The organism is Stenotrophomonas maltophilia, assembly GCF_006970445.1.
In the GTDB taxonomy this organism is placed as follows: domain Bacteria; phylum Pseudomonadota; class Gammaproteobacteria; order Xanthomonadales; family Xanthomonadaceae; genus Stenotrophomonas; species Stenotrophomonas maltophilia_AU.
Window position 1 is genome coordinate 2,807,072 of record NZ_CP033877.1, and the last position, 25,055, is coordinate 2,832,126.

Sequence of the window (25,055 nt, forward strand, 5' to 3'; positions counted from 1 at the left end):
AGAACAAACGATAGATTCAGCCATCAACTGAACAGTTTTACTTATCTGAAATGCTCAAACACTGGCCACCGCTGAACGCGCTGCGGGGTTTCGAGGCTGCCGCCCGCCTGGGCAGCTTCCACCGGGCGGCCGAGGAACTGCATCTGACCCAGTCGGCCATCAGCCAGCAGATCCGGGGCCTGGAGGCGTCGCTGCAGCAGCCGTTGTTCTTCCGGCAGGGCCGCAGCGTCACCCTCACCGACGCCGGCAACGACCTGCTGGAAACCACCCAGTCCCTGCTGCGGCAGCTGGCCAGCGGAATCCGCCGACTCGATCAGTACCGCAAGCCGAATCAACTGATCGTCAACACCAGCCCGGCCTTCGCCCGCCATTGGCTGGTGCCGCGCCTGGCCAGCTTCCACCGCCTGCATCCCGATGCCGACCTGTGGCTGCTGACCAGCGAGGATGCACCGGACATGGGCACGCAGACGCTGGACGTGGCGGTGCGTGACGACCTCGACTCACAGGCGCAGTGCCAGCATCGCGTACTGCTGCAGGACCGTCTCTATCCAGCCTGCCATCCGGCGCTGCTCGCCACACCGGTACACGAACGCCTGACCCTGCATGGCGAGCGCGAAATGGACTGGAGCCAGTGGCAGGTACAGGGCGGCGCCGATGTCGGCCAGCGCCGCGAGGGCATGAACTTCTCCGAGCCTGGCCAACTGCTGGATGCCGCGTGCGAAGGGCTCGGTATCGCGCTGGTCAGCGAGCTGCTGGCGGCACGCGCCTGCGAACAAGGCCTGCTGCACCCCCTGGATGATGCACGCGTGCGCGGCCCGCGCTGGAGCTGGCTGGTGCACGAGGACAGCACAGCCGATCCGCTGGTAATCAGTTTCTGTGAGTGGTTGCTGGCGAGCCTGCCCGCTGACGCTACTTCTGCTGCAGCGCGCGCTTGACCGCCGCCTCGGCCAGCGGCGCCATCACCGCATAGCCCTTCGCCGTGGGATGCACGCCGTCGTCGGCCAACTGCGGATCCAGTCCACCGACCGCATTGGCCATCGGCGTGTAGTAGTCCAGATAGACCAGCTGCTTCGCATCGGCATAGCGCTTCAATGCCGTGTTCAATGCACGCACCTTGGGCGCAGGCATTGTGCCCGTCAGCCACGGGTAATCGCTGACCGGCAGCACTGATGCCAGCACCACACGGATGCCATGCGCGCGGGCCAGGTCCACCATCGCGTGCAGGTTGTCTTCGATCATCGCCTGCGTGGACGGGCCGGTGTTGCCGGCGATGTCGTTGGTGCCGGCCAGGATCACCACCACCTGCGGCTTCAGTGCCAGCACGTCCTGCGGGAACCGCACCAGCATCTGCGCCGTGGTCTGACCGCTGATGCCGCGGTTGAGCCAGCCCTTGCCGGGGAAGAACGCCGAACTGCCTTCCCTGCCCCAGCCCTCGGTGATCGAGTCACCGAAGAGCACCACGCGTGGTTGCCCCGGTACGGCGGCAGGCAGTCGTGCGTTGGCGTCGCGGTAACGCTGCAGTTCCGGCCAATCGGCCAGGCGCTGCTGCATGAAGCGCACTTCGTCCGGGCGCAGGCGTTCGACAGGCTCCACCAGCAACGGGTTGATCGCGGGCGTATCGGCCGCCACCCCTTGGGCACTCAGCGCGATACCGAGGGCAACCGCGGCCAGGCCGCCAGACAAGGAACGCATGGGGTCTCTCCCTTGGATGTCCGGGCCAGTCTAGCGCGTGGCCCCACGCCTACCGTGCCGCCGACCGCGCGGCCACACCGGTCACCTTGGCCGGCATCCACATGCCTGGCGTCCAGCCGCTGGCGGCCAGGATCGCCTTCGGGTTGTCCTGCTGGATCAGCGCACGCACCGCGTCACGCTTGTCCTTGGCCTGCAGGTAATAGGCCTTGGCAATGCGGTAGCCCACCCAGTACCCGAGGTCATAGGGCTCCTGCGAACCGGGCTTGTAGTTGTACAGCCACGGCGACAGATCGGTGCTGTCCACATCCAACGCGAAGGCGCTTTCGATATGCACTTCCCGGCCACGGGTCCAGGCGGCGTGGCGCCCGTTGCCGACGTTGCCGGAAATCAGCTCGGCGATGAATTCGGCGATGCCTTCGCCCAGCGAAACACGCAGCACCGTCGCATGCGGGTCGCCGGGCTCGAAATCGGTCAGGCCGGTCTGCTGGATGTGCACGTACTCGTGGGCGATCACGTGCACGAAGCGGTCCTGCACGTTGGGATTCATGAAATCGGCTGCACACAGCGCTTCCAGGCCAATGATCACCCCGCTCTTCGAAGTCAGCCCGACCGGCCGACCCCGGCCGACCGCAATGGTCACCGGCGGAAACGCGGCCTGCGGGTAGATCGCCTGCAGGTTGCCGAACACCTGCACCAGGCGCTGCTTCACCGCCGGCAGCTCCGCCAGGCAACTACGGCCCTGCGCATACACCTCGGGCTGGCTGGCAATGGCCTCGGCAATGCGCTCGGGCGTGACCCGGCGCGCCTTCGCCAATTCACCCAGGCCCGTACTGCCTTCGGCCAGGTAACCGGCCAACTGGGCGACGCTGGGCTTGCCGCCGGTGCTGTCGTAGAGCGCGTAGAAGCGGCTGGCATCGGTGGTGAGGATCTGCGGTCCCGACGGAGTACCCGCCGACGCCACGCCGACCGCCCCGGCACAGGCCAGGGCAAGCAGGCAACGCAGGAAACTGGACATCGCTCCGTCCTTGGTGGAGTGCATGCGAAGCGCGCAATCTACCACTCCGCCCCGGCCGCCGCAGCGGGCACATGCAGGCCCTTCGGGGCTGTGCCAGACTCACTCTGGCACCTGCCATGGATGATGGAGCACCGCACGATGATGATCGTTCCCGCGTACTGGGCCGAGGCCCGCCTGCAGGCCCGTTTCCGTGGCCGGCCGGTGGTCGTGCGCCGCTTCGGCTGGTCCGATGAGGGACCTGCCCAAGCCCAGGCCCACGCCGACGCACGTGCACATGAAGCCCTCAACGCCATCGTCGCCGGGCAGGTGCTGCCGCGTCGCGAAGTGCGCAGCAACTACGGTGTGGAGGGCGTGCCGATCCGCGAGCAGATCGTGCAGCGCGACGGCGATGTCATCATCACCCGCAACAGCTATGGCGCGCTGTGCCTCAACAGCCCCGACGTGCTGTTTGCCGACATCGACCATGCGCAGCCGCCGGCCGGATGCGTGATACCGGCCATCGTCGCTGCGGCCGCGCTGCTTGCCGGCGCCATCATTGGCACCCTGCTCTGGCACTGGCTGGTGGGCCTGGTACTGGGCGTGGCGGCAGTGCTGCTGGTCAACGCGGCACTGCTGATGCGGCGGAAGCAGCGCCTGGCCGCTGCCGGCGGTGCTGAAGGGCTTGCGCTGAAGCGCGTGGACGCCTTCAGCGAACAGCATCCCGATTGGCACCTGCGTACCTACCGCACGCCCGCCGGGCTGCGCGTGCTGGCGATGCATGCCACGTTCTCACCTGAGGACGAGCAGCTGCAGGCATTCTTCAAGGCACTGGGCACCGACACCCTGTACGCGCGCATGTGCCGGCTACAGCATTGCTTCCGTGCGCGACTGACACCGAAGCCGTGGCGCGTTGGCCTGAAGTACCGCATCCGGCCGCCGGTGGCCGCGTGGTCAGCCGAACAGGCCAACAATCCGGATCGACTGGCCTGGATTGCCGAGTACGAAAAGAAGAGTGCCGGCTTCGCGGCCTGTGCCTATCTGCGCAGCTTCGGCGACACTTCCCGGGTGCATGCCAAGGCGGAGCATGTGCGCGAACTGCACGATCGCCTGTCGCACGCGCAGGACCGCCTACCGCTGGCCTGAACGCAACGAGCGCTCAGTCCACGCCCTGCACGAACGGCTGCCCTGCCAGGGTAGTGCCCAGCCGCATCGCGACCTGCTGCCCGCCCTTTTCGAAGGTCGTTGCGCACTGCTTTCCGCCCTTCTGGCATCCGACTTCCGGAAAGCCCTCAAGTGACTCAGGCGCGCCCTGAGCCGGACTCGCCTGCCACCCTGCTGCATCCATCAGGCGCTTGGCCTTGGCATAAGGCATGCCGGCGACAATGCCAAGCTGCGCCAGTTCGGATGGGAGTGATTGGGCATGCAGGCTCGGCGTCATCACCAGCGCCAACACTGCGGCAACAAGTTTGGACTTCATTGGTGAAACCCATGGCAGACAGCAACAGGCCTGCAGCGTATCGCAGCTTCCGCACGCCATGGCACCCGCATCACATACGGTTACGCAATCGCAACGGCCAATGACACGAGGTCACCCTTCGGATCAGTCAGGTGCTGTTGAGAACCGCCACGGGGGCCTCGCGCGCCGCCCGCCGCGCCGGTACCCAGGCAGCCAGCTGCCCCAGGGCGAACACCAGCCCGACCCCCAGCACCAGGTACCCGGGATCGATGCGAGGTACCTCGTAGTAGCGCGAAACCCAGACATTCAACGCCAATGCCAGCACGCTGCCAGCGAGCGCGCCGACGAAGGTCAGCATCAGATTCTCGATCATGAAGAAGCTGATCACATCGCGCCTGCGGGCACCCAACGCACGTCGTATGCCGATCTGTGGATAGCGCTTGCGGACCCAGAAGCTGGCCAGCCCATACACACCCGTGCCGGTCACGATCAACAGCGAGATGCCGGCGCACAGGAAGATGATCGCCATGGTCTGGTCACGCCGGAAATATTCCGCACGCAGTTCGCTGAAGCGCTGGACCCGGGGCAGCATCCGGTTCGCTTCGCGCGCGGCCAGCGCATTGCTGGCCGAGTCGAGGACCGCGGAAAGCGCGTCCGGCTCGCTGCGCACCGCATACATCACCCGGGTGCCATCGGGAATCAGCGGCAGCAGCAGGCTCATGTCGTTGTCTCCATCGGTCCGCAGCACCGGCCTGGACAGGGTGTCGACGACCCCGACGATGCGCAATGGATGGGTGCCGTCCGTATACAGGTCGCGGCCCACCGCGTTGGCCAAGCCAAACAGATGACGTGCCAGCGCTGCGGAGACGATGGCTTCACTGGCCTTGTAGAGACCGGCGTAATCCTGCGCTGCCTCGGTCTGCACGAATGATGCGGCGGAGAAATCACGGCCTGCGACAAGATGCATGCCCAGTGCCTGCACTGCGCCGGCAGACATCCCATAGACTGCGGGCTCGGCCTCCACGATGCCTGCCGTGTCCTGCCCCTGCACCGGCACGTTGGTGAAACCGACGGTCCAGTTGTGCTGGCTCAACGGCAGCGACTCCGCCGCCACCACGGCCTGGACCCCGGCCACGTTACGCAGCACCTGCATGTCTGCCTTGACCGCAGCGGCGGCATTGGCAGCGGCGCTGCCGACGAACTCGGTTTCGATGATGCCAAGCCCCTGCTCCCGCAGCCCGGTGTCGTAGGCGAGTGTTTCCACGCGCTGCGCAAGCAGGAAGGCGATATTGGTGACGCAGGCGGTGGCGATGATCACCTGCAGCAACAGGATGCCGGCCACCAGCCGGTTCTTCTTCATCGCACGGGCAATCAGCGGAATCTGTGAAACGCTCATTCAGCGGCCTTGATCTGCATGGCGACACGGGTGGATGCCGCACGCAGTGCGGGCAGGACGGCGGCGAACAGGCTGGCGATGCAGGCCAACACGGGCGTGGCGATCACCATGGTCGGGTCGATGACTGCGAGGCTGGCATAGTCTTCCGGCTGCATCCGCACCAGGAACAGGCCAGCCTGTGCGACCAGCAGGCCCACGCCTCCTCCCAGCAACCCGATCATCAGCGCTTCGGTGCACAGCTGCAGGATGATGTCCCTGCGGCGGGCCCCCAACGCACGGCGGACTGCGATCTCATGCGTCCGGCGGACGAAACGGGCGAAGATCAGTGCCCCCATGTTGACCAGGCAGACGGCCAGGAAAGCCAGGCACAGCGCCAGCTGCAACCGCACTTCATCCGGGATGATCCGGCGCTGGACCAGATAGCCGCGCAGGCCGTCCAGGTGCGGGGGCGTCTGCCGATCGAAGCGCCCGCGCGCATGCTGGTCCTGCACGTAGTTCTGCAGGAAGTGCAGGTACGCCTGCTGGCCGGCCGGGTCCGGGATCTCGGCCCAGAGTTGGACCCACGCCGTGCTGGCGTCCACCATGCGGTTCGTCGGCGTGTTGCCCGACCAGCCGTACATGCTGTTGGCAACCCGAAGCTGGAGTTCCACCGCGGTCTGCAGCGGAATGAAGACATCGTCGCGCCCCTTGAAGGGTTCCTGCTGCAGGTCGGTGTGGAAGCGCGGCCGGGGCACCCAGTCAGCGATCACGCCAACCACCCTGAAGGGCTGCCCATCCAGCTGCAGGGTCCGTCCAACGAGGGAGCTTCCATGACCGAGCCGCTGCGCCAGCGTGCGGCTGACCACCACGACCCGGGAGCGCTGCAGATCATCGTCCGCAGACCACCAGCGTCCCTGCAGCACCTCCATGTCGAACATCGCCGCTGCGTCCGCGTTGGTGTACTGGCCATCAACGAAGAATGCCGTCGGCGCGCCCGGTTGCGGATCCACCAGCAGCCGGCCCGCAGCCAGTACCGTCTGCCGCTGCGCAGGAGCATTGCGCAGCAGTTCGCTGGCATCGGGCCAGGTCATGGCCACCCGCGGATCCAGCCCTCCCTTGATCTGGTACCCGGCCGGCAGCGGGTCCAGGAAGGGGTGGAACAGTTGCCCGCTGCGCCCTGGCAGCGGGTCCCAGGACATGGCTCGAACAACGGTGAGCATGGTCACGCTGGCGCCGATGCCCAGCCCCAACGCCAGCACCAGTGCCAGCGTCATGCCTTTGGTTTCCAGCAGGCGGGTTCGTGCGAGCCCCAGGTAGTACGTCAGCATCATCATCCTCGACAGCTCAATGGAAGAACTCGGCGACGGTGGGAACGACATCCACCGGTTCGATGCTCAACCACGCCGTGCTGTTCTGCGCGCGTGCCCGGCCCTCGATGAGATGCATCAGGCGGAACCGCGAGCGCTGCACCCGATCGATCGCAGCGCTTGCCTCCTGCGGCGCCCAGCAGCGCGCCAGACCCACCGGAATCTTGTTGCAGTTCAGGTCGTCGACGATCCGCTCCAGCGTCAGGTAGCTCAGGCGCTGGGTCGAAGCGCTGTCGATGAACACCGACGCAGTGGAGGACAGGCGGGGCAGGAAATGTCCCAGAAGGGCCTGGATGCTGTCTGGAGAATGGTTGAAGTCCGAGAACAGCATGTCGATGCCGCCGTGCAGAGCCGGGGCGGTGGCGATGGCGGTGAAGTCGATGTCCTCGACATGCACCTGCGCGAAGTCCGCGACACCCGCCCAGGCCAACAGCGCACGCATGAACGAAGGATAGTCCTGCCCCGGTTCGATAAGCGCGCGCAAGGGCCCTTCCAGCTCGGCCAGGAAGCGCCGCGCGGGATCGCTGGCATAGTGCGATCCATTGTCGTAGCTGTGCAGGACACCGGTCTCGTTCTCCTTCAGTGCGGCGGCGATCCAGGCCGTAGACACGCCGAAACCCGTACCGAGTTCCACCACTCTTTGTGGCCGGGCACGCTTGACCAGACTGTACAGCAGCACGCAGAGATCCTCGCTGCCGTACAGCCACCCCATGCGCTCGCGGATCTCGGAAAGACGCTCAATGCACGAGTGCATGTCGGGCATCATCGCTCCTCGCACTGGAATCATCCGCCGCCAGCCAACTGCCCAGCATCTCCACCATGGCCGGCTCATCCGCCACGGAAAGAAGATAGGGCGAGAACGCATGGAACCGCAGCTGTCCGCCCTCTGCGAAGAGCAGCAACTCCCCCGTCTCAGAACGGAAGGCACGACGCGCGGCCTGGTTGATGGCATGCACGCGCTGGAGATCGATCGGCACCGCCTCGCCCCTGGGGAAGAAGATGCCATCCGCCGACCCACCGCAGAAGTAGGACACCAGCGGGACGCCCTGCGGCCGCGAAACGAAGAACTGGTGACGCCGCTTCTCTTCCGGCAGCAGGTTGCGCTCCTGCTTCCAATCGAACAGTGACCACACCGATTTCTGCAGAGGATCGACCAGGCCGCGCAGATCCGGCGCCTCATACCCGATCGAATAGACGAAGTCGGGCGTCTGGATATCGGCAAGTACCCGCTTGAGCTCGAACCACTGTACGTTCAGCGGCATCAGTGTGCGCGAGACGCCACGCACGCCAGTGTCGTGGCAGACGCTGGCCGCCGATTCGAGCAATGACTGCAGGCGGATGTGCAGCCAACGCGCGTCGATTCCACTTTCCCTCAGGAATCCATCCATGCGGGTGTTGGCCAATGAGAACACACGGTTGACCACCCGTGCGCCGATGAACTGCTCGCGCATCGCCGCGCTGGGCTCGAAATCCAGGACCGCTGGCCAGCTTCCGGCGCGAACCATCGGCAGCAGCTCGTCAAGGTGCAGCAACTCTGCCCCCGCCTGCGCCGCCCGGCGCGCGACCGGATCAGCATGATCGGTGTACAACACGATGGTCCGGGCCTTCATTGCTGCCTCCCATAGCCATATTCACGCTTCATGTCCGCCTGCATGTCATCCATCATTGTTCCGATGTCGGCATTGAGCGGCTGGGTACTCATCAGCCGGCTGCTGAGATCCTGCTCGATGAGGAATCCGGCAGCGCATACCGCTAGGCGACGGTGGACATGCGCGCGGGCAGCAGCGTCGATGTTGTCAGCCACCGCAAGGTGGCTTTTCAGCAACCGATGGCAGACGTAGTAGACGAAAACGGCGTGGATGTAGGACGAGTTGGGAATCGGATTGCCCGACCACGGCGACACGACCCGGTGCTGATAGTCGTTGGCAACGAAGAAGCCATTGGCCAGCTCCCACGCGGCAAGGAAGTTGTGGGTGCTCTCATGCATGATGCTTTCCATGCAGGCTTCCACGCTCAGCTCGGGGTGATGGATATTGAGCAGGCGCAGGGAACCGGGCTGGCGCGGCACATGTTCCGACCCGAAACGGCGCGCAACATCCGGCGTTGATTCCTCGGATTTTCGAACCACGATGCGGCGGACGAAGTTGCGGATCACCAGGCCATACAGCGGTTCCGCACGATCAATGCCTGCCAGCGCGCGCGACAGCTTGTCGAGCACGACCGCCTGCTCCGCCTCATCCAGCGCAAGGCAGGGTTGGCTGAGCACGCCGGAACGGGGTTCATGGTGCCTGGCGACCTTGCTGTGCAGGTCGACGGCAACGCAATCACCCAGCATCGGCGGTGTTTCCAGCGTCCAGCGCCCCTGCACATCCTTGCGGGCGAGCTGATCGCCCACCGGACTGTCGACCACCCAATCGCGGCTCTCAAGCAGGTAGCGCGAGGTGCAGCCAGAGGCCAGGTCCAGCAGTGCCTTTTCTCTCTGCACGAGATCATGGATGGCACACAGATTGCGTGCGCTCTCAGCATCCCATGCCATTGCATCGGCACCGGCCTCCGGCCGCTGCTTGCGAGCGGCGTCAAGCGCCATGTAGCTCTCGCAGAACTCGGAACTGAGCAGTACGCGCGCCTGGCGGTCGGCCGGCAGCGCTTCATAGATGGCATGGATGGAGCGAGCGATGACGCCGTGCTCCGCGTTCCCCAGTGCTTCCTGCAGGCGCGTCCGCATGCGTCGCAGGCGGGCCCACATGATGCCTTCCATCACGGCATCCATCCGGGCACCTGTGCGGGTGATCTCCATCAGGCACGCTGGGCGTGCCACATCGGCTTCCAGCGGTTTCAGCTGCGCATTCATCGTTGCTCTCCCTGCATCCGCATCAAAGAGCTGCGGGGGACACCGTCCCCCGCAGGCCGACAGGTCAGACGTTGAAGCGCGTGGCTTCCACGTTCAACTCCGGCTCCTTGACGATATCGTGATGATGGTGCGAACCAATCGAATCGTCGTGGTGGCCGGTGGCCAGCGCTTCCAGGTTGTTGGCGCGCGCGTTGGCCTGGAACTCGGCCATGGCCAGGTCGTCCAGGCTCACGATTGCGGTGGCCTGGTCCAGTGCGCTGGATGCCACCGGAGCCTCGCTTGCCATCACGGCACCTGCTGAAGCGCTTCCGATCACCAGCAGCGTCAGCGCCGACAGCGCCTTGGGCATGTTGCGGTTGTCCTTCATGATGTTGCTCCCTTTGACTGACTCAGACGTCGAAACGCGCGTTGGACAGGCCCTGCGCCTGTTCCTCGGGCACGGCGTCGTGATGATGATGGGAACCGATGGAATCGGAGTGGTGCCCGCCGGCGAGCGCGATGCCCTGCAGTTCCGCGAACTCGGACATGCGCAGCGCATCCAGATCGGCGTTGATCGCGGTGGCCGACTGCAGGCCCTGCTCGGCCGGTGCCGGAAGTGCTGCTGCGCCTGCGGTGCCCGCAGCGCCGGCAATGATCAGGGTAAGCGAGGAAAGCGCGGTGGTTTTGATGCGATTGCTCATAACTAACCTTTCTCCAGAGTGATGGACTTTCAGGCAACTACGAGTCGCGCTCCGTCCGTCGTGCACGAACGTCGGACCGCGATCGATTAATGCCAGTGTCGGAGAAGGGGAGCAAACGCTCTGCTGTGCGCTGCACAGCATCGGCGAAGGTACAGGCCTGTCGCACCGCGCGACCGCCTGGCAGCACGACGCTGCCGGTGCTGGATCAGAGATAGGTTTCGGCGTTTTCCATCAGCGCCACAACGCTCGCAAGGAACGATACCGGCAGGTGCTTGGAGAGCTCGACCATCTTCTCTTCCAGTCTTGCCCTGGACCCGCGCACCGCGGGTTCGGCGGGAGGGGTTTCCCCCTGGGCCAGCCAGGCAAAGTCCACACCCAGCGCCCCGCTCATCCTGTGCAGGTGGTCGAGCGTGGGCGTGAATCCTTCCTCACGCTCCCAATGCGCGACAGTGGCACGGTTCACGCCGAGGCGGCGTGCCATTTCGGTCTGTGACAAACCACAGTTGGCGCGGGCCAATCTGATTCGTGAAGAGATCGTGCTGACATCCATGGGGCGGCGAAACTCCCTGATCTACCCATGAAGTCCAAGGACGGGCAGGAACCCCGAGTGTCAAACATGATCCAGGGCGAGTCAACGCAGATGCGACGCGTTCTGTGAAGCCTGCATCCGTCCGTCGCCTGTTCAGCGACCGCGCTGGCGCTCGATTTCCGCATGCAGTCCCTGCAGCTGCGCCAGGTACTGCTGGAAAACGCCCAGATCCTCCTCGACCAGGCGTGACCAGTCGGGCTTCGCATTCAGCAACTGCTCGACCTGCTGCTGCGGCGGGCGATCAAACCCCTCGCCCAGGACTGCCAGGTAGCGCTCCCTGAATCCCTCCGGATCCTGCTGGTCCTGTGCGAAGAGCTGCACCGCAATCAGTCCGGCATACAGGTAGTTGGCCAGATAAAGGGGATCCTCATACATCAGCCGCTTGGATACCCAGGTGCTGCGCAGCTCGGGATACTGCTCCGATGCGCCCCCATACCTGCCCAGCACCTTCATCGTCAGCGCATCAAGCGCGTCTGCGTTGCCAATCTCATCAGCGGCCACTTCCTGATAGATGGACTGTTCCAGATCGGCCTCTTCAGACGATACGAACAGCTGCAGGATGATGTCATCGAGCAACGACTTCAGGTAATACGCCTTGGCGCGTGGATCACTGGCCTGCCGGTAGAGCTGATCGCGGAACTTCAGTTCGTTGTAGATGGCGAAGGCCTCGGTCAACCACTTGTTGCCGTTGCGCTGGAATGATGATGCGCCGCCGCGCTGCATCCACTGGCCATGCATGGCATGGCCGGCTTCGTGAGCGATCTGGACATCCCCCTCCAGATCGCCCTGGCGATGGCCAACGAACAGCAACGAAGGCACGCCGGGGGCGCTGATCGAAAACGCATCCATCGCGCGCCGCCCTGCCGATCCGCCCAGATCCATGCGTCCGCCCGCAGGATCGAGCAGCGCACGCAGCCCTGTCACGTAATCCGGCCCTAGCACCTGCATTGATGCCGCCGCCGCATCACGCAACTGCGCCAGGTCAAGTGGCGGAGGGATATAGCCCGCATCAGGCAGGTCCATGTCCCAGATCTGTGGAGAGGCCTGGCCCATGCGCTCAAGATGGGTCAACTGCATCTGCTGATAGTTCCGTCGCAGCGGCGCGTGGCGCGCTACCGCCGCCAGTGTCGCGTCGACGGCGGCCTGATCCAGGCCCATGTGCCGGTAGCTGCGGTCAGGCGCAGTTCCATCGCCCTGCAGTTCCGACGCATGCTCGTTGAGGCGGACCAGGCCCAGCAGCACCGTTGCCATTTCGCTGCGCCGCGACGCCATTCCCTGCCAGTAGGCACGCCATGCCGCTTCGCGCACTGAACGGTCCGGCAGGCGGGAAAGGGCTCGCGCGTCTGTGCGGCTGTCGAGCGTGCGGCCTTCATGTTCGAAGCGCTCAAAGGACGCCGACTGCAGCAGCTGCCGGTGCAGACGCCCGAAGGTGTCCAGCGCCGGGTCAGCCAACGTGTCGACCGCATCCACCAGCGCTGCATTGGCCGGCTGCACATCCTCCTGCAACGCCCGTTCGCGCAGGTCGGCATGCGGTCCGATCCAGGCAGCGTGCGCGGGCGCATCACGCAACGCCTGCTTGGCAATCGCCGCGATGCGTCCACATGTGCTGGCGACTTCGCCCTGGGTGTTGGCCAGCCGGGCATCATCGGCATTGCGCGCGGCCTGAAGATGCAGGTAGCCATGGTGCCGGAGGCACTCGCCATACAGCTGTTCGGCCTGCTGGAACCTCACGTCTGGCGGCGCATGAAGGGCCTTGAGGGCAAGGGTCCTGCGCTCAAGGTTCTGCCATGCCTCACGTTCAACGGAGGCGCTGCCAAAGTAGCTGCGGTCATCTGCCCGCAGGGCCTGCGCTTCCACTCCGTGCGCCATCCCGGCCAACAGCGTCGCGATGACGAAAGTGATGGCGCGCATCCCATTGCGATGCATCGATGTCTCCTGGTCTGTTTCCACTCCCAGCTTATCAGCCTGGGTTGACCCGGATGCAGCATGGCAGGTGGCTTCGCGCTGCACCGCCTCTGCGCTGTCCTGCCCGGCTCCTGCCGCTTCACGAACCGCTGCGCAATGCAGGCCGGGCGGAACAGGCGATCAGGCCGCTGCTTCCGCTGCGGTGCCAGGCCCGTGGGCCGGCACCGGGCATTCCCTCTGGACGCTCCGCAGGAACTGGCGGACATCACGCTCGATATCGCGCCAGTGTGGCAGCAGGTTCTGACGATACCTGATGCTCAGGTGGACCTGCTTCAGATGGGCGTCTTCCAGCGTCGCCTCGCAGAGCGGCGTCCAGTGCGGAGGTCGGTACTGCGGCCCGGTCATGCAGCGAATCAGCACGTTGGGCATTGCCCCGGTCGCGAAGGTATCGGAGTAATTGATCCGATTCCAATTGTAGCTCCTGGACTCGGAAACGCTGGGCCGTGCCGTCTCAAGTCCCAGGGTCTCATCCCATCCGAACTCGAACGAAACCTGGTATGGCATCCTCCATGCCGGATCACGACCGAGCGCACGCTCCCGCGTCCCCTGCAACGAGACGATCTCCCCCGGTCCCCCTTGAGACATCCCAATCTCGATCCACTGTGAATCACCCGTCCCACCGGAGTAATGGGTGTTGTAATCGTCGCGGTTGGCTTTCGTACGAGGAGCCATCTCGGGCCAACGCAACAGGAAGGTCGCACTGCGCAGGGTCGGCCCGCATGGCGTGATGCCATGGCCATCAGCTTCCCGGTCAGCCTCCCAGATCCAGACCGTCTGGGCTCTGGCATTCAGTGCAGTACCACCGATGACCCCCGTCAACCTTTCCTTGGCCCGCTCGGCTTCACTGCGTCCGCAACCGGCCAGTGACACAAGCAGCACAACCCCCAATGCCCTCCGTGCCGGGCCATCCATGACAATCCATCGTTCCCGATCCCGCATGCCGCTCCTGGATGCTGCCTGACGCGGCGATCATCCGAAAGGAGCTGACTCTCTGTCAATGTGCGACGAATTCAACGCGCAGGGGCTGCCTCCCTCCTCCGATACGGCAAGGCCGCCCGGAGGCGGCCTTGGCGTTCTTCACTTGACGTTCTTCACGTAGGTGTCGAACCAGTTCAGCATTTCCGACACCAGCTGCTCGTTCGATTCCAGCGCGGTGTACCAGTGCGGCTCGTTCGGCAGCATCACCAGACGCGTGGTACCACCGTTGCCGCGGATCGCCTGGTACAGCTTGCGCGACTGGAACGGCTCGGTGCCCGGGTTGGCGTCGTCCTCGCCGTGGACCAGCAGCAGCGGCAGCTTGATCTTGTCGGCATAGAAGAACGGCGAGGCCTTCAGGTACACATCCTGCGCCTGCCACACCGAGCGACGCTCGTTCTGGAAGCCGAACGGCGTAAAGGTCTTGTTGTACGAACCACTGGTCGCCACACCGGCCTTGAACAGCTTCGTGTGCGCGATCAGGTTGGCGGTCATCAGGCCACCATGGCTGTGGCCGGTCACGCCGATGCGGTTGCGGTCGACCACGCCCATGTCCACGGCCTTGTCCACCGCCGCCTTGGCATCGGCTTCCAGCTGCTCCAGGTAGGTGTCGTAGGCGTTCTTCGGGTCACCCACGATCGGGAACGAGGCGTTGTCGATGATCGCGTAGCCGGCCAGCAGCATCAGGCGGTACGGCTGCAGGCGGGTGAAGGTCTGCTGCGAACCGGACCCCTGCCCCGCCTGCGCGGCGTTGGCGAAGTCGGCCGGATAGGCGTACAGGATCGCCGGCACGCGCTGGCCTTCCTTGTAGCCCGGCGGCGTGTACAGGGTGAACGACAGGTCCACGCCGTCGGCGCGCTTGTAGGTCACCAGCTGCTTCTTGATCTGGCGCACTTCCGGGGTCGGGTCGACCAGCTTGGTCAGCGCAGTCGCGGTGGATGCGAACTGCGCCTCGCCGGTCTTCGCATCGGCCACCGCCTCACCCTGCTGGCGGATGAAGGCATTCGGCGGATCGATCACCGACTGGTGCCAGGTCAGGTAGCGGCCCGCCGTGTTGCTGAAACCGAGGAACTGTTCGTAGGCGTCGGCACTGCTGCGGAACAGGCGCTCACTCTTCAGCGTGCCCAGGTCCAGGCGGTCCAGGAACGGACGATCGCCCTGCGGCGAGGCGCCACGGCCGCTGAGGAACACGTGGTTGCCGTCCTGACGCACGACCTGCGCGCCATTCGGCAGACGGGTGAAGACCAGGTTGCCGGGGTTGCCGTACAGCTCATCGCTGGACATGTCCCACAGCAGGCGGCCTGCCTTCTTCGGCTGGTCCACATCGACGATGCGGGTCTGCATCCAGTGGCGGTTCTCGTCATTCTCGTACTGGAACGCCACGGCAGGATCGGCGGTCCACGCGAAGCCTTCGAAGCGCTGTGCAGTCCGGGTGATCTCGACCGGCTTGCCGTTGAACGGCGCCTTCAGCATCAGCACGCGATCGCGATGCGGCACGCTGACCTTCCAGTCACCCTTGTCCAGCGCTTCGGCATAGACCAGGGTCGCCGGATCGGTGGCACGCCAGTCGAAACCGCGCGGGCCTTCCGGTACGCCGTGCACCGGCACGCGGTCGGCCAGCGGCAGGCTGGCGATCGGCGTGCTGCGGCCGTTGCTGATATCCAACACCGCCACATCATTGGCGAAGCGCTGGTAGGTCACGGCATGCGAGTACGGTGCCTTGATCGACTCGGTCAGCACATGCACGCCATCGGGCGCGGCGCTGACTTCATTGAACAGTGCCGGCTGCCCGACCGGGCGCACGCTGCCCGCGGCAGTGTCGACCACGGCCAGCTGCGAGGCGCCGTAGTAAGCGAACAGCTTTTCGTCATGCACGCTGGTCAGCGTGTCACGGGCTTCGTAGGTGCTGCTCTCGCCACTGCTGCCCAGCGACTCCTGCGCATCCGGACCGGTCGGCACGCCACCGTTGGACGGCGCCGGGCCCTGGTTGGCCGGGACCAGCTTCACCAGCAGGTTCTGGCTGCTTCCCAGCCACTGCACGGTGTTGCCGAAGATCGGGTTCAGCTGCACGTTCGGCACCTGCTTCACCTGGCCGGTGGCGGCATCGCCCACCCACAGCTGCACGCTGGTATCGACCGCGTTCTGGAAGGCAAAGTGGCTGCCATCGGCCGACCACAGCGCGCCGGTGGCGCAGCCCTGCGGCAGGTTGACCTTGGTTTCCTTGCCACTGCCGATATCAACCAGGGTGAAGTCGGCCACGCAGGCCGGAATGCCGTAGCCACCAGGGGTGTCATGGCGACTGCGGTTCTTCGGTTCCAGGCGCACGCCGGCCAGCTTCAGGTAGGGCTGGGCGACGCGGCTGATCGAGGGGTAGGTCTGCGCAGTGGTCAGCAGCAGGCGCTGGCCGCCCGGGGCCACGTTCGGCGCCGGCGGCGGCGGTGCCTTCAGCACCTTGAGCAGGTGTTCCGGCGGCTTGGCGTAGTCAGCAAGCGCCGGGCCAGCGGCCAACAGGCCGACGGTGGCAACGGCAACAGCCGCCGCCAGAGAGGTTCGACGGATCAGCATCCTTATCCCCTGGGTGTGAATGGGTACCCGGAATCGGGCATGGACCCGAATCTAGCACCGCAGGGGTTGTCGTGAATGGGCCGGAAGGACTAGTGGCCGGATGGGGCAAAGTGGTGCCGCACAGGCAGGCGCCGCCGGCCGGCACCTGCCAAGCGTGGCCGGGTACTACTGCTGGGCATGCAGGTCCCAGGTGGCCAGGTAGTCCGGGTCGACCACGATCATGCCGCTGTTGCGCATGCGGTACTCACCGGGCTCGGCGGGCAGGTACTGGTCGAGCATCGGCGGCAGGTAGCGCTCGTGGCCATCACGCTCATCGGCCAGTACCACGCCCTCCACGGCGCTGATGCGCAACACCGTACCCGCGTACTGTTCCAGCCCCTGCACCTGGCCATCACCGCCATAGCGGGTCACGCCGACCAGCACCAGCTTGCCGATCATTTCCTCGACCTTGGCATCATCCAGGGTCGGCAGCATAGGAGTGAATTCGTCGTTCATCGGTGCACCTCCAAGGCCTGCAGGAACATCGTGGACAAGGCACCTTCCGCGCGCGGTGGTCACCGGCGGCATCGAAAGGAGCGCATTGAAAGCGGGTATCCAGGGCAATCGCAGCGCCGGCATTCGATGCCGGTTCCGCGAGGATGGGTGTGGGCAACTGGTGCGTACGGCGGCCATCCTTGCCGGCAGAGTGACCGTATCAGGCCAGGGTCAACACCACGCGTTGCATAGCGTGCAGGATGATGCGTGACAGCTGTGCTGTAGCGGCATGACAGCCTCCCGTTGAAGGTTACACGCGGGTGGAATGCTCCATTGAGGCCGATGCTGCCACCGGCAACGGAAGGGCGAAGTGAAGACTGCGCCGCAGTTTCTCTTCCCTGCCGTTTTCGTTCGGATCAATTGCGCTTAACCTCTGCTTCATCCGGCGAGCCCTAGGGTCAGCCTTCAACCTGCAAGGAACGCACATGCCCCGGTACGCATTCATACGACCGTGGACCATCGCTTTGTCTGTGGCCACGCTCTGCGCCTGCGCACATGCCGCCGACCGCACGCCGACTTCTCAAGGAACCGACACCATGGCCCCCTCCATATCCGAGACCGCCCCGCCTTCTCCGCTTGATGCCGAGCAGCTGTTGCTGCGCCTGCTGGACCTGATCAAGGCCACGACCTCCACCCGCGACCTGACCGTCGAACGCCTGTCTGCCGCAATGCAGGCACCGGCGCAGACCTTCGGCCCCGGGCACTTCGGCTACGGCGGCACGCTGACCCCGGAATGGGGCTATGGCCTGGAAGTGAAGCGCGCCGGCGCAGCCGATGCACGCCTGGACCTGAACTTCATCGACACCAGCGCCGACCGCAGGGCCTCAGCCGCGGCCATCTGCAAGATCGACTTCAATCACGTCGCCTCGGCGCTGGAAGCGGCGGGTTTCAAGCGCGAGACGGTGCGCGGCGAACACGGCCGGGTGATCCATGAGCGCTTCAATCGACCGCAACTGAGCATCAAGGTCGACACGATGCCAGAGAACCCCAACACCGCCGGCGACGCCACGCATGCCTGCGTGCGTCTCGTGACCGTGCAGTAAGGGGAGACATCCATGACGACCCTTTCAGCAGAAACGGAACGCCTGCTGGGCGAATTCGCGGGCAAGACCGACGTCACCACCGACCAGGTCGACAACCTGCGCCGGATCATCGTCGAGTCCCCGGTGCTGGCAAAACAGGTGGACGCTGCCATCGCGGCAGGCCACCTGAAGCACTTCGAACTGCAGCCGGCGGATACCAGCGCGGGCGGCACCTACCTTGGGGATACGAAGGCGATCGCGCTGCCCGCATCGGCGCTGACCACGCCCGCCGCGCCGGACAAGCTGGATGCGGCAGACCTGACCTTCGTGCTGGGCCACGAGATCCAGCATGGGTTCAATCACGCCGAGACCACGCGTGCCCTGGAGCAGTTCGACGACGATCTGATGGAGGTTGCCGGTCGCCCCACCGGTCATGACTACACCGAGGCGATCGGCACCCTGTTGGCCGCCAACCGGCGCGATGAGGCCTCGGCCAACATCGAGGGCTGGAACGCCCTGGCAAGCCGGGTCCAGACTGCGAAACCGGACGCCACGCTGGGGGACCTGTACGACGCCAGCACACGCTCGAAACAGTTCGTGAGCCTGCAGCCGGGTCCGCCGATCACCTATGCCGCGCATCCCGACCTGACGCTCAACGATGATCTGAGCATGACCGCCACGGCGGCCAACATCGAAGGCATGGGCAAGCACTACTACGACGAGGGCGTGAGCTCACAACTGGGCCACAACAGCAATTCGGATTACCAGAACTACTACGGTGCCTACGCCATCAGCCTCGCCTGCCAGTACGAGGCGGTCAATCCGGCGCCGGACGGCATCAGCCGGATGGAGGTCAACATGCAGAAGCTGGGCCTGCAGGAAAGCCTGCTGGAGCAGAACGGCCTGGACTTCGGCGAGGCTTCGCCCCCGCGCCAACCCTACTTCGACACCAGCACTTCACCGTCCACGCTGCACTACTTCGATCACACCGTCGATACGCACGTCCACCTGCCGATCACTGCGAAGCCCCCCGTCAACACGCCGCTACAGCCGATGGGTGCCGACATCCCGGTTTCGCTTGTGGAAGCGCGTGACCGTTTCCTGCATGAGCAGATCCGCGGCAAGGTTGCAGAACTGGATGCCGCCAACGGGCGCAGCTTCGATGCGTCCAGCGAACGCCTGAGTGCCAGCCTGCTGGTGCTGGCCCGCGAGAACGGGCTGGACCGGGTGGACCACGTGGTGCTCAGCCGGCAGACGGAGGGTGCGGGTGCTGCGCAGAACATCTTCGTGGTGAAAGGGGCGCTGGATGATCCGTCCTCGCTGCGCGCACACTCGCCCACCGCAGAAGCGGCGCAGCGCCCTGTGCAGGAAAGCCTGGACAGTCTGGCCGTGGTCAACCAGCGGCAGGCCGAGCAGGCCTCGCAGGAACAGACCCGCACCCAGGTGCAGGAACAGCAGCGCAGCGCGTTGTCGCACTGAGGGGGCAGATGGCAGGGAGCCGCCGCGGCATCGCCCGGCGCTCCCGTCCCGGCAGCACGCTAGAATGCGTCCATGCGCACCGTACATGCCCTCCGCTACATCACCCCGTTACGGGAAGGCGGCTCCCTGCCCGCCGTGGTCGAGACCGACGACGACGGCATGGCCGTGCTGAAATTCCGTGGCGCTGGCCAGGGTCCGAAGGCGTTGATCGCCGAGCTGATCGCCGGCGAGATGGCACGCACGCTGGGCCTGCCGATTCCGGAAATCCTGTTCGTCGAGCTGGATCGCGAGTTCGCCCGCACCGAGCCTGACCCGGAGATCCAGGAGCTGATCCGCGCCAGCGAGGGCCTGAACCTGGGCCTGGACTACCTGCCCGGTGCGATCAATTACGATCCGGCAGCGATGCCGGTGGATGCCGACCTGGCCTCGCGCATCGTCTGGTTCGATGCATTCACCAGCAATGTCGATCGCACCACCCGCAACCCCAACCTGATGGTATGGCACCGCAAGCTGTACCTGATCGACCATGGCGCGGCGATGTATTTCCACCACGACTGGGCCAACGCCGGCGATGCCTGCGAAAAGCCGTTCGTGCTGATCCGCGACCACGTGCTGCTGTCGTTCGCCAGCCGCATCGCCGAGGTCGATGCCGAGCTGGCCGCCCGCCTGACCGATGCCGAGATCGAGCGCATCGTCGGCCTGGTGCCGGACAGCTGGCTGGTCAACGAGCCGGCGTTCGACAGCCCACAGGCCTATCGCCAGGGCTATATCAACTATCTCAAGCACCGCCTGAAAGTGCGTGCGGTGTTCGTGCAGGAGGCCATCCGTGCCCACGCTGCACACGTATGACTATGCGGTCATCCGCGTCGTGCCGCGGGTGGAACGCGAGGAATTCATCAACGTCGGGGTGATCGTCTCCTGCCCTGGCGCGCGCCATCTGGAAGCGGCCATCGAGATCGATCCGGCACGCCTGCACGCGTTCGCTCCAGCGCTTGATCAGGATGCGTTGCAACCGTGGCTGGATGCGATCGTGGCCATCTGCCGTGGTGACGCCAGCGCCGGACCGATCGCACAGCTGCCCGCGCGCGCCCGCTTCCACTTCCTTACCGCCAAGCGCAGTTCGGTTGTGCAGATGTCGAGCACGCATGTCGGCCGCACCGCCGATCCTGCGGGCGTGGTGGAACACCTGATGACGAAGATGGTGCGCGTGCCGGAATGACAAGGCTGCGTCCGCCGCATCGGCGCTAGGGACTCTGGCGAAACACCTCAACCGTTACATTGAATGCCTCGATGCGATGCCATTCGCTCCGCGCGTGCGGCAGGGATTCCACGCCCATGCCGATCTGGTACCTCACCGCGTCCGGACCTTCGCGCCAGTAATAGGGTTCACCGCTGCTCCAACCACAGCAGACGTAACGCAACGCAGGCAGGCCGAACGTTGCGTGCAGGAAGGCTTCGACCTTCGCTGCCCCGGCACCCGCAACCCGATAGTGGGCTTCCATCGGCTTGATGTAGGACGCATCGTCCTGACTGCAGCCGATGTATTCCAGTCCTTCGGGTTTGCGTCCCATTGCCTGCAGGAAGTCCTGGCAGACCGCGTCAGGTCGGGCCAGGCCGTCGGCACGGCCATGCGCCTCCCACTCCGCCAGTGCCTGTGCTGGATTTTCGGCAGCCAGCAAACCGGTGGTGAACAGCAATGCAGGCAGTACCGGCAGCATGAAACGCGCGAGACGTTCCGGCCATGGAGGCGACATGAGGATGCGATCCTTCGCGGTAGATGGAAACCATGCTAACCGATGGTCGCGCTATCGCCGGGCCATGGTCTGTTCGTTGAACCACGCCACACAGAAGTCCAGGAAACTGCGCAGCTTGGGCGTCAGCTGGCGGTCGCGGGGATACACCAGGTTGATCCACGTCGACACCGGCACGTAGTCCGGCAGCACTTCCACCAGTTCGCCACGCGCCAGCGCGGCGGCGAGCATTTCATGGGGCTGCAGGATCAATCCCAGCCCACCGACAGCCGCCGTCAGCAGCGGCTCGGCCTGGTTGACCATGAAGCGGCTGGACACCGGCACGGTCAGCACGCTGCCGCCGACATCGCGGAAGCTCCAGCGCGTGCGGATGATCGAATGCGCGAAGCCCAGGCACTCGTGCCGACTCAGATCGGCCGGATGGACAATGGCCGGGCGCGCCGCCAGGTATGCCGGCGATGCGCACAGCACCAGCGGATACGGCCCCAGGCGTCGCGCCACCAGCCCACTGTCGGCCAGATCACCGGTGCGGAACACCAGATCAAAGCCGTCCTCAACGATGTCCACCAGGCTGTTGGACAGGTTCAGATCAACCTGCACGTCCGGGTACTGCTGCAGGTAGGCCACCACCGCCGGCCCCAGTGCATGCACGCCGAAGGTGACCGGCGCACTGATGCGCAGGCGCCCCATCGGCCGTCCGCGCGCCACTTCGGCCAGCTGCTCGGCACCTTCCACTTCCTCCAGGATCACCCGTGCCCGGGCCAGATAGGCCTGGCCGAAGTCGGTCAGGCTCTGCTTGCGCGTGGTGCGGTTGAGCAGGCGCACGCCCAGGTGGTGTTCCAGCGACTGCACGTGTTTGCCGACCAGCTGCGGCGACAGGTCCAGCGCATCGGCGGCAGCAGCGAAGGAGCCGACCTCGGCCACTTTGACGAAGGTACGCAGGGGGACGATCAGGTCCATTGCAAACAATTGGTTTTCAATGAAACGCCAGATTACCCCTTATTCTGGAGGCAGGCCACGCGCACAGTAGCCCTCACCTTTCCGCCGGCCCCAGCGCCGGCCTTGCCCAGGAGCCCCCATGAGCCAGGTTGTCCGCATCCACGAATATGGCAGCGCCGATGTGCTGCGCATCGACGATATCGACGTTCCCGCCCCCGCCGCCGACGAGGTCCAGATCCGGGTCAAGGCCATCGGCCTGAACCGTGCCGAGGTGATGTTCCGCAACGGCGCCTATCTGCAGGAGGCGCAGTTCCCCAGCCGGCTGGGCTACGAAGCGGCCGGCGTGGTCGAGGCGGTCGGCAGTGCGGTGAGCGGATTCGCTGCTGGCGATGCGGTGAGCGTGGTGCCGCCGCTGGATATCGCCCGCTGGGGCACTTATGGCGAGCTGGCCAACGTGCCGGCACGACTGGTGGTCAAGCACCCGCAGGCGCTGGACTTCGAAATGGCGGCCGCGGTGTGGATGCAGTACGTCACCGCCTGGGGCGCACTGCTGGAACAGGCGCAGCTGGCCGCCGGGGATTTCGTCATCATCACCGCTGCCAGCAGCAGCGTCGGCCTGGCCGCGATCCAGATCGCCAATGCTGTGGGTGCCACGCCGATTGCGGTGACCCGAGGCCCGGGCAAGCGCCAGGCCTTGCTCGATGCCGGTGCCGCCCATGTCATCGCCACCCAGGAGCAGGACCTGGCAGCCGAAGTGGCGCGCATCACCGGCGGTGCCGGTGCCCGCGTGGTGTTCGACCCGATCGGTGGTCCGCAGTTCGTGCCACTGACCGAGGCGATGGCCCGTGGCGGCATCCTGCTGGAGTACGGTGCGCTGAGCAGCGAGCCCACCCCGTTCCCGTTGTTCAACGTGCTGGGCAAGTCGCTGACGCTGAAAGGCTACCTGTACTCGGAAATCGTCTCCGACGATGCCGCGCTGGCACGTGCCAAGGCGTTCATCGTCGACGGCCTGGACAAGGGCACGCTGGCGCCGAAGATCGCGAAGGTGTTTCCGTTCGCGCAGATCCAGGAGGCACACCGCTACCTGGAATCAAACGAGCAGATCGGCAAGGTCGTGGTAACACTGTAACCACCTTGCCGGCAGCGACGGACCCACAGCGGGTACGTCGCTGCCGCAGGCTCAAGCCATTGATGGCCCGCGGTTCTCATGCTGGCGGCTGTCGAGGGCGATCTGCTGTTCGCGCTGCCGGTTGTCGGTCGACAGATCGTTCACCGTGTCGTCCATCGAGCGCGCGGGCTGCGCCGTATCCACGCTGGCGCGCTCGCCGGGAATCAACCCGGCGACCCACAGGCGATCTCCGGCCATCATCACCCGGTCGACGCGCGCGGCATCATCGATGCCATTGCGCTTTGACTCCAGCACTGCCTGCATGACGTGCTCGTCGCCGATGGTGCCAGGTGCCCCCTGGCGGATGCGCTCGAACAGCGCGGCGTCCCTGGGCGACAGCGATTCCACGCCATTGGGCTGCGGAGCGGGTTCCGGCGTGGCCGGACCAGCGACCGGTGGATTTGCCGCCGCCTGCTGCCGCGCCTGCACCTGCTCCGGCTGGAACTCCGCCCGCGTATAGGGCGGACGCTGCGGCGGCCAGTTCTCCGCACGGTCGAACTCGGTGGTCGGCGCATGCTCACGTGCGACGGCGGCATCATTCAACTGCAGGCGCGCATCCGCGTCGATGACGCCGCCGGGGCGCAGCGGCAGGCCATAGTCCTGCTGGAAGTTGCGCATGGCCGCCTGCATGCCGGTATCAAACGTGCGCGCATCGCGCTCGGCACGTGGGTTCGGTTCGGTCAGGTACCCCAACGCCTCCAGCTGCCGGCGCATTTCGAACACCGGCTCGCCCTTCTCACCGGGCCCAAGGTTGCCGTCGGCCAGCGGGCCGGTCAGGTCGGTCACCGTCCGGCGCTTGAAGTCCGGATCGACCGCCAGCGTGTCGCTGCGCATGCGTTCCAGCAGCGCATCGTCGATGCGGCCATTGGCCGGGCTGATTCCCCGCTCGGTCTGGAAGCGGCGCACGGCCTGCTCTGTGGAGGCGCCAAAATCACCGTCGGGCTTGATCGCGGCATTGGCGTTGTTGCGGACGTCCAACCGCTGCAGGTACTGCTGCGCTTCCAGCACCTGCTGGTTGGCGTCCCCCCGGTGCAGATCCATCGCCCCGGCGGGCGCCTGGAAAGTCGGCACCGGCATCTGGAAGCCTGGTTGCTGCACACGCTGGACCAGGCCGGCAACCTGGGATTCCCATCCAGTGGCCAGTGTGGCGATGGCGTCCGGATACGGACTGCCGTTGTTCAGCTCACCGCCATTGACCGAGGCCCGCGCCTGCCGGTAGTCGGCATGGTTGGCGTTGACGTTGTCGGACAGCCGCGCACCGAACATGCCATCGCGCATCCCCACCACCAGCACCTTGGTGGCGATCTCCGCCTGCGCGGCCCGTTCCGGATGCTCGACCAGCTCGCGCCCCATCCCCAGCGCCTCGCCCAGCCGCTCGTAGTTGTTGACGTGGGTGAGGTGGGCAAAGCCCCGGCCGAAATACTCCTCGCCGCCGAAGTAGCGCAGATCCACCGCCTGCTTCCTGCCCCAGTCTTCCTCGGGCGCGGCGAAATCACGCGACTCGTGCTGCGCCGTGGCCAGCACATAGGCAATCTGCCGATGGTCGGTAATGCCGTTGTCGATGCAGGTACGCACGATCATCTCGACGGACTGGTCCCGGGTCAGGCCGAAGCCCACCCCACCTTTTCCATAGCCTTCGCTCATCCTTCAGCT

Annotated in this window: 25 protein-coding genes; 7 read left to right on the top strand and 18 right to left on the bottom strand. The window is 65.5% G+C overall.

Translation table 11 applies throughout. From position 1 onward, the window contains the following. Positions 1-50: 50 nt before the first annotated feature. Positions 51-935: a LysR family transcriptional regulator gene (locus EGM71_RS12975; protein WP_188485261.1), complete on the top strand. Its 885-nt coding sequence runs from the start codon at positions 51-53 to the stop codon at positions 933-935. Here the strand turns inward: EGM71_RS12975 and EGM71_RS12980 are convergent. Then, positions 910-1,692: an SGNH/GDSL hydrolase family protein gene (locus tag EGM71_RS12980; protein ID WP_188485262.1), complete on the bottom strand. Its 783-nt coding sequence runs from the start codon at positions 1,690-1,692 to the stop codon at positions 910-912. The two genes, EGM71_RS12975 and EGM71_RS12980, sit on opposite strands and share 26 nt — an antisense overlap. 49 nt (positions 1,693-1,741) lie before the next feature. Continuing rightward, a complete protein-coding gene (locus EGM71_RS12985; protein ID WP_188485263.1) occupies positions 1,742-2,707 on the bottom strand; it encodes a DUF2268 domain-containing putative Zn-dependent protease in 966 nt (321 codons plus the stop codon). Positions 2,708-2,845: 138 nt separating this feature from the next. Here EGM71_RS12985 and EGM71_RS12990 point away from each other — a divergent pair, with 138 nt between their 5' ends. After that, positions 2,846-3,829, top strand: a complete 984-nt coding sequence (locus EGM71_RS12990; protein ID WP_188485264.1) for a hypothetical protein — start codon at positions 2,846-2,848, stop codon at positions 3,827-3,829. A 13-nt stretch (positions 3,830-3,842) separates the two neighbouring features. Here the strand turns inward: EGM71_RS12990 and EGM71_RS12995 are convergent, their stop codons facing one another. The 13 genes from EGM71_RS12995 to EGM71_RS13055 all read right to left on the bottom strand — a co-directional run bounded on the left by EGM71_RS12995 (position 3,843) and on the right by EGM71_RS13055 (position 17,004). Further along, positions 3,843-4,163: a hypothetical protein gene (locus EGM71_RS12995; protein WP_188485265.1), complete on the bottom strand. Its 321-nt coding sequence runs from the start codon at positions 4,161-4,163 to the stop codon at positions 3,843-3,845. Between the two features lie 127 nt (positions 4,164-4,290). Continuing rightward, complete coding sequence (locus tag EGM71_RS13000) at positions 4,291-5,538, bottom strand: ABC transporter permease (protein ID WP_188485266.1); 1,248 nt, start codon at positions 5,536-5,538, stop codon at positions 4,291-4,293. Further along, positions 5,535-6,851: an ABC transporter permease gene (locus EGM71_RS13005; protein WP_223224469.1), complete on the bottom strand. Its 1,317-nt coding sequence runs from the start codon at positions 6,849-6,851 to the stop codon at positions 5,535-5,537. Before EGM71_RS13005 ends, EGM71_RS13000 begins: the two co-directional genes overlap by 4 nt. Before the next feature lie 10 nt (positions 6,852-6,861). Then, entirely contained in the window at positions 6,862-7,638 is a 777-nt protein-coding gene (locus EGM71_RS13010) for a class I SAM-dependent methyltransferase (protein WP_188485267.1), read from the bottom strand. After that, the gene (locus tag EGM71_RS13015; RefSeq protein WP_188485268.1) at positions 7,622-8,494 is read right to left on the bottom strand and encodes a hypothetical protein; all 873 of its coding nucleotides are present in this window, start codon (positions 8,492-8,494) and stop codon (positions 7,622-7,624) included. The genes EGM71_RS13010 and EGM71_RS13015 overlap by 17 nt, the downstream gene beginning before the upstream one ends. After that, positions 8,491-9,735, bottom strand: a complete 1,245-nt coding sequence (locus tag EGM71_RS13020) for a hypothetical protein (RefSeq protein ID WP_188485269.1) — start codon at positions 9,733-9,735, stop codon at positions 8,491-8,493. Before EGM71_RS13020 ends, EGM71_RS13015 begins: the two co-directional genes overlap by 4 nt. A 64-nt stretch (positions 9,736-9,799) precedes the next feature. Continuing rightward, positions 9,800-10,102, bottom strand: coding sequence for a hypothetical protein (locus EGM71_RS13025; RefSeq protein ID WP_064238831.1), 303 nt, complete (start codon positions 10,100-10,102; stop codon positions 9,800-9,802). 22 nt (positions 10,103-10,124) lie between these two features. After that, entirely contained in the window at positions 10,125-10,415 is a 291-nt protein-coding gene (locus tag EGM71_RS13030; protein ID WP_061480052.1) for a hypothetical protein, read from the bottom strand. Positions 10,416-10,620: 205 nt separating this feature from the next. After that, on the bottom strand, positions 10,621-10,965 hold the full coding sequence (locus EGM71_RS13035; protein WP_188485270.1) for a helix-turn-helix domain-containing protein: 345 nt from the start codon (positions 10,963-10,965) through the stop codon (positions 10,621-10,623). Between the two features lie 132 nt (positions 10,966-11,097). Further along, positions 11,098-12,930 carry a M3 family metallopeptidase gene (locus tag EGM71_RS13040; protein WP_188489844.1) on the bottom strand — a complete coding sequence of 611 codons (1,833 nt, stop codon included), beginning with the start codon at positions 12,928-12,930 and terminating at the stop codon, positions 11,098-11,100. Between the two features lie 159 nt (positions 12,931-13,089). Further along, a complete protein-coding gene (locus tag EGM71_RS13045) occupies positions 13,090-13,881 on the bottom strand; it encodes a hypothetical protein (protein WP_223224470.1) in 792 nt (263 codons plus the stop codon). Between the two features lie 165 nt (positions 13,882-14,046). Then, positions 14,047-16,509 carry a S9 family peptidase gene (locus EGM71_RS13050; protein ID WP_188485272.1) on the bottom strand — a complete coding sequence of 821 codons (2,463 nt, stop codon included), beginning with the start codon at positions 16,507-16,509 and terminating at the stop codon, positions 14,047-14,049. Positions 16,510-16,674: 165 nt separating this feature from the next. Continuing rightward, positions 16,675-17,004: a hypothetical protein gene (locus tag EGM71_RS13055; protein WP_138951927.1), complete on the bottom strand. Its 330-nt coding sequence runs from the start codon at positions 17,002-17,004 to the stop codon at positions 16,675-16,677. A 575-nt stretch (positions 17,005-17,579) separates the two neighbouring features. Between EGM71_RS13055 and EGM71_RS13060 the strand changes: the two genes are divergently transcribed. The 4 genes from EGM71_RS13060 (at position 17,580) to EGM71_RS13075 (ending at position 20,763) form a co-directional block, all read left to right on the top strand. Further along, positions 17,580-18,086: a hypothetical protein gene (locus EGM71_RS13060; protein WP_223224471.1), complete on the top strand. Its 507-nt coding sequence runs from the start codon at positions 17,580-17,582 to the stop codon at positions 18,084-18,086. A 12-nt stretch (positions 18,087-18,098) separates the two neighbouring features. After that, complete coding sequence (locus EGM71_RS13065) at positions 18,099-19,544, top strand: XVIPCD domain-containing protein (RefSeq protein ID WP_188485274.1); 1,446 nt, start codon at positions 18,099-18,101, stop codon at positions 19,542-19,544. A 72-nt stretch (positions 19,545-19,616) separates the two neighbouring features. Next, positions 19,617-20,393, top strand: coding sequence for a HipA family kinase (locus EGM71_RS13070; RefSeq protein WP_032127695.1), 777 nt, complete (start codon positions 19,617-19,619; stop codon positions 20,391-20,393). Continuing rightward, positions 20,371-20,763 (top strand): DUF3037 domain-containing protein, encoded by a 393-nt coding sequence (locus tag EGM71_RS13075; protein WP_005417377.1) that lies wholly within the window; start codon positions 20,371-20,373, stop codon positions 20,761-20,763. Before EGM71_RS13070 ends, EGM71_RS13075 begins: the two co-directional genes overlap by 23 nt. A 25-nt stretch (positions 20,764-20,788) precedes the next feature. Here the strand turns inward: EGM71_RS13075 and EGM71_RS13080 are convergent, their stop codons facing one another. Both EGM71_RS13080 and EGM71_RS13085 read right to left on the bottom strand, forming a co-directional pair. Next, complete coding sequence (locus tag EGM71_RS13080) at positions 20,789-21,262, bottom strand: DUF4952 domain-containing protein (protein WP_223224472.1); 474 nt, start codon at positions 21,260-21,262, stop codon at positions 20,789-20,791. Between the two features lie 87 nt (positions 21,263-21,349). After that, entirely contained in the window at positions 21,350-22,255 is a 906-nt protein-coding gene (locus EGM71_RS13085; RefSeq protein WP_188485276.1) for a LysR substrate-binding domain-containing protein, read from the bottom strand. A 118-nt stretch (positions 22,256-22,373) separates the two neighbouring features. On the opposite strand from EGM71_RS13085, the gene EGM71_RS13090 reads away from it, so the two are divergent. Continuing rightward, a complete protein-coding gene (locus EGM71_RS13090) occupies positions 22,374-23,363 on the top strand; it encodes a zinc-dependent alcohol dehydrogenase family protein (protein WP_188485277.1) in 990 nt (329 codons plus the stop codon). A 51-nt stretch (positions 23,364-23,414) separates the two neighbouring features. Here the strand turns inward: EGM71_RS13090 and EGM71_RS13095 are convergent, their stop codons facing one another. Continuing rightward, the gene (locus EGM71_RS13095) at positions 23,415-25,046 is read right to left on the bottom strand and encodes a peptidoglycan-binding domain-containing protein (protein WP_188485278.1); all 1,632 of its coding nucleotides are present in this window, start codon (positions 25,044-25,046) and stop codon (positions 23,415-23,417) included. Between the last annotated feature and the right edge of the window lie 9 nt (positions 25,047-25,055).

Bases quoted from the DNA above. Each gene is read 5' to 3' on its own strand.
- EGM71_RS12975 (WP_188485261.1), top strand. From the start codon at position 51: ATGCTCAAACACTGGCCACCGCTGAACGCGCTGCGGGGTTTCGAGGCT.
- EGM71_RS12980 (WP_188485262.1), bottom strand. From the start codon at position 1,692: ATGCGTTCCTTGTCTGGCGGCCTGGCCGCGGTTGCCCTCGGTATCGCG.
- EGM71_RS12985 (WP_188485263.1), bottom strand. From the start codon at position 2,707: ATGTCCAGTTTCCTGCGTTGCCTGCTTGCCCTGGCCTGTGCCGGGGCG.
- EGM71_RS12990 (WP_188485264.1), top strand. From the start codon at position 2,846: ATGATGATCGTTCCCGCGTACTGGGCCGAGGCCCGCCTGCAGGCCCGT.
- EGM71_RS12995 (WP_188485265.1), bottom strand. From the start codon at position 4,163: ATGAAGTCCAAACTTGTTGCCGCAGTGTTGGCGCTGGTGATGACGCCG.
- EGM71_RS13000 (WP_188485266.1), bottom strand. From the start codon at position 5,538: ATGAGCGTTTCACAGATTCCGCTGATTGCCCGTGCGATGAAGAAGAAC.
- EGM71_RS13005 (WP_223224469.1), bottom strand. From the start codon at position 6,851: ATGATGATGCTGACGTACTACCTGGGGCTCGCACGAACCCGCCTGCTG.
- EGM71_RS13010 (WP_188485267.1), bottom strand. From the start codon at position 7,638: ATGCACTCGTGCATTGAGCGTCTTTCCGAGATCCGCGAGCGCATGGGG.
- EGM71_RS13015 (WP_188485268.1), bottom strand. From the start codon at position 8,494: ATGAAGGCCCGGACCATCGTGTTGTACACCGATCATGCTGATCCGGTC.
- EGM71_RS13020 (WP_188485269.1), bottom strand. From the start codon at position 9,735: ATGAATGCGCAGCTGAAACCGCTGGAAGCCGATGTGGCACGCCCAGCG.
- EGM71_RS13025 (WP_064238831.1), bottom strand. From the start codon at position 10,102: ATGAAGGACAACCGCAACATGCCCAAGGCGCTGTCGGCGCTGACGCTG.
- EGM71_RS13030 (WP_061480052.1), bottom strand. From the start codon at position 10,415: ATGAGCAATCGCATCAAAACCACCGCGCTTTCCTCGCTTACCCTGATC.
- EGM71_RS13035 (WP_188485270.1), bottom strand. From the start codon at position 10,965: ATGGATGTCAGCACGATCTCTTCACGAATCAGATTGGCCCGCGCCAAC.
- EGM71_RS13040 (WP_188489844.1), bottom strand. From the start codon at position 12,930: ATGCATCGCAATGGGATGCGCGCCATCACTTTCGTCATCGCGACGCTG.
- EGM71_RS13045 (WP_223224470.1), bottom strand. From the start codon at position 13,881: ATGGATGGCCCGGCACGGAGGGCATTGGGGGTTGTGCTGCTTGTGTCA.
- EGM71_RS13050 (WP_188485272.1), bottom strand. From the start codon at position 16,509: ATGCTGATCCGTCGAACCTCTCTGGCGGCGGCTGTTGCCGTTGCCACC.
- EGM71_RS13055 (WP_138951927.1), bottom strand. From the start codon at position 17,004: ATGAACGACGAATTCACTCCTATGCTGCCGACCCTGGATGATGCCAAG.
- EGM71_RS13060 (WP_223224471.1), top strand. From the start codon at position 17,580: ATGGCCCCCTCCATATCCGAGACCGCCCCGCCTTCTCCGCTTGATGCC.
- EGM71_RS13065 (WP_188485274.1), top strand. From the start codon at position 18,099: ATGACGACCCTTTCAGCAGAAACGGAACGCCTGCTGGGCGAATTCGCG.
- EGM71_RS13070 (WP_032127695.1), top strand. From the start codon at position 19,617: ATGCGCACCGTACATGCCCTCCGCTACATCACCCCGTTACGGGAAGGC.
- EGM71_RS13080 (WP_223224472.1), bottom strand. From the start codon at position 21,262: ATGCTGCCGGTACTGCCTGCATTGCTGTTCACCACCGGTTTGCTGGCT.
- EGM71_RS13085 (WP_188485276.1), bottom strand. From the start codon at position 22,255: ATGGACCTGATCGTCCCCCTGCGTACCTTCGTCAAAGTGGCCGAGGTC.
- EGM71_RS13090 (WP_188485277.1), top strand. From the start codon at position 22,374: ATGAGCCAGGTTGTCCGCATCCACGAATATGGCAGCGCCGATGTGCTG.
- EGM71_RS13095 (WP_188485278.1), bottom strand. From the start codon at position 25,046: ATGAGCGAAGGCTATGGAAAAGGTGGGGTGGGCTTCGGCCTGACCCGG.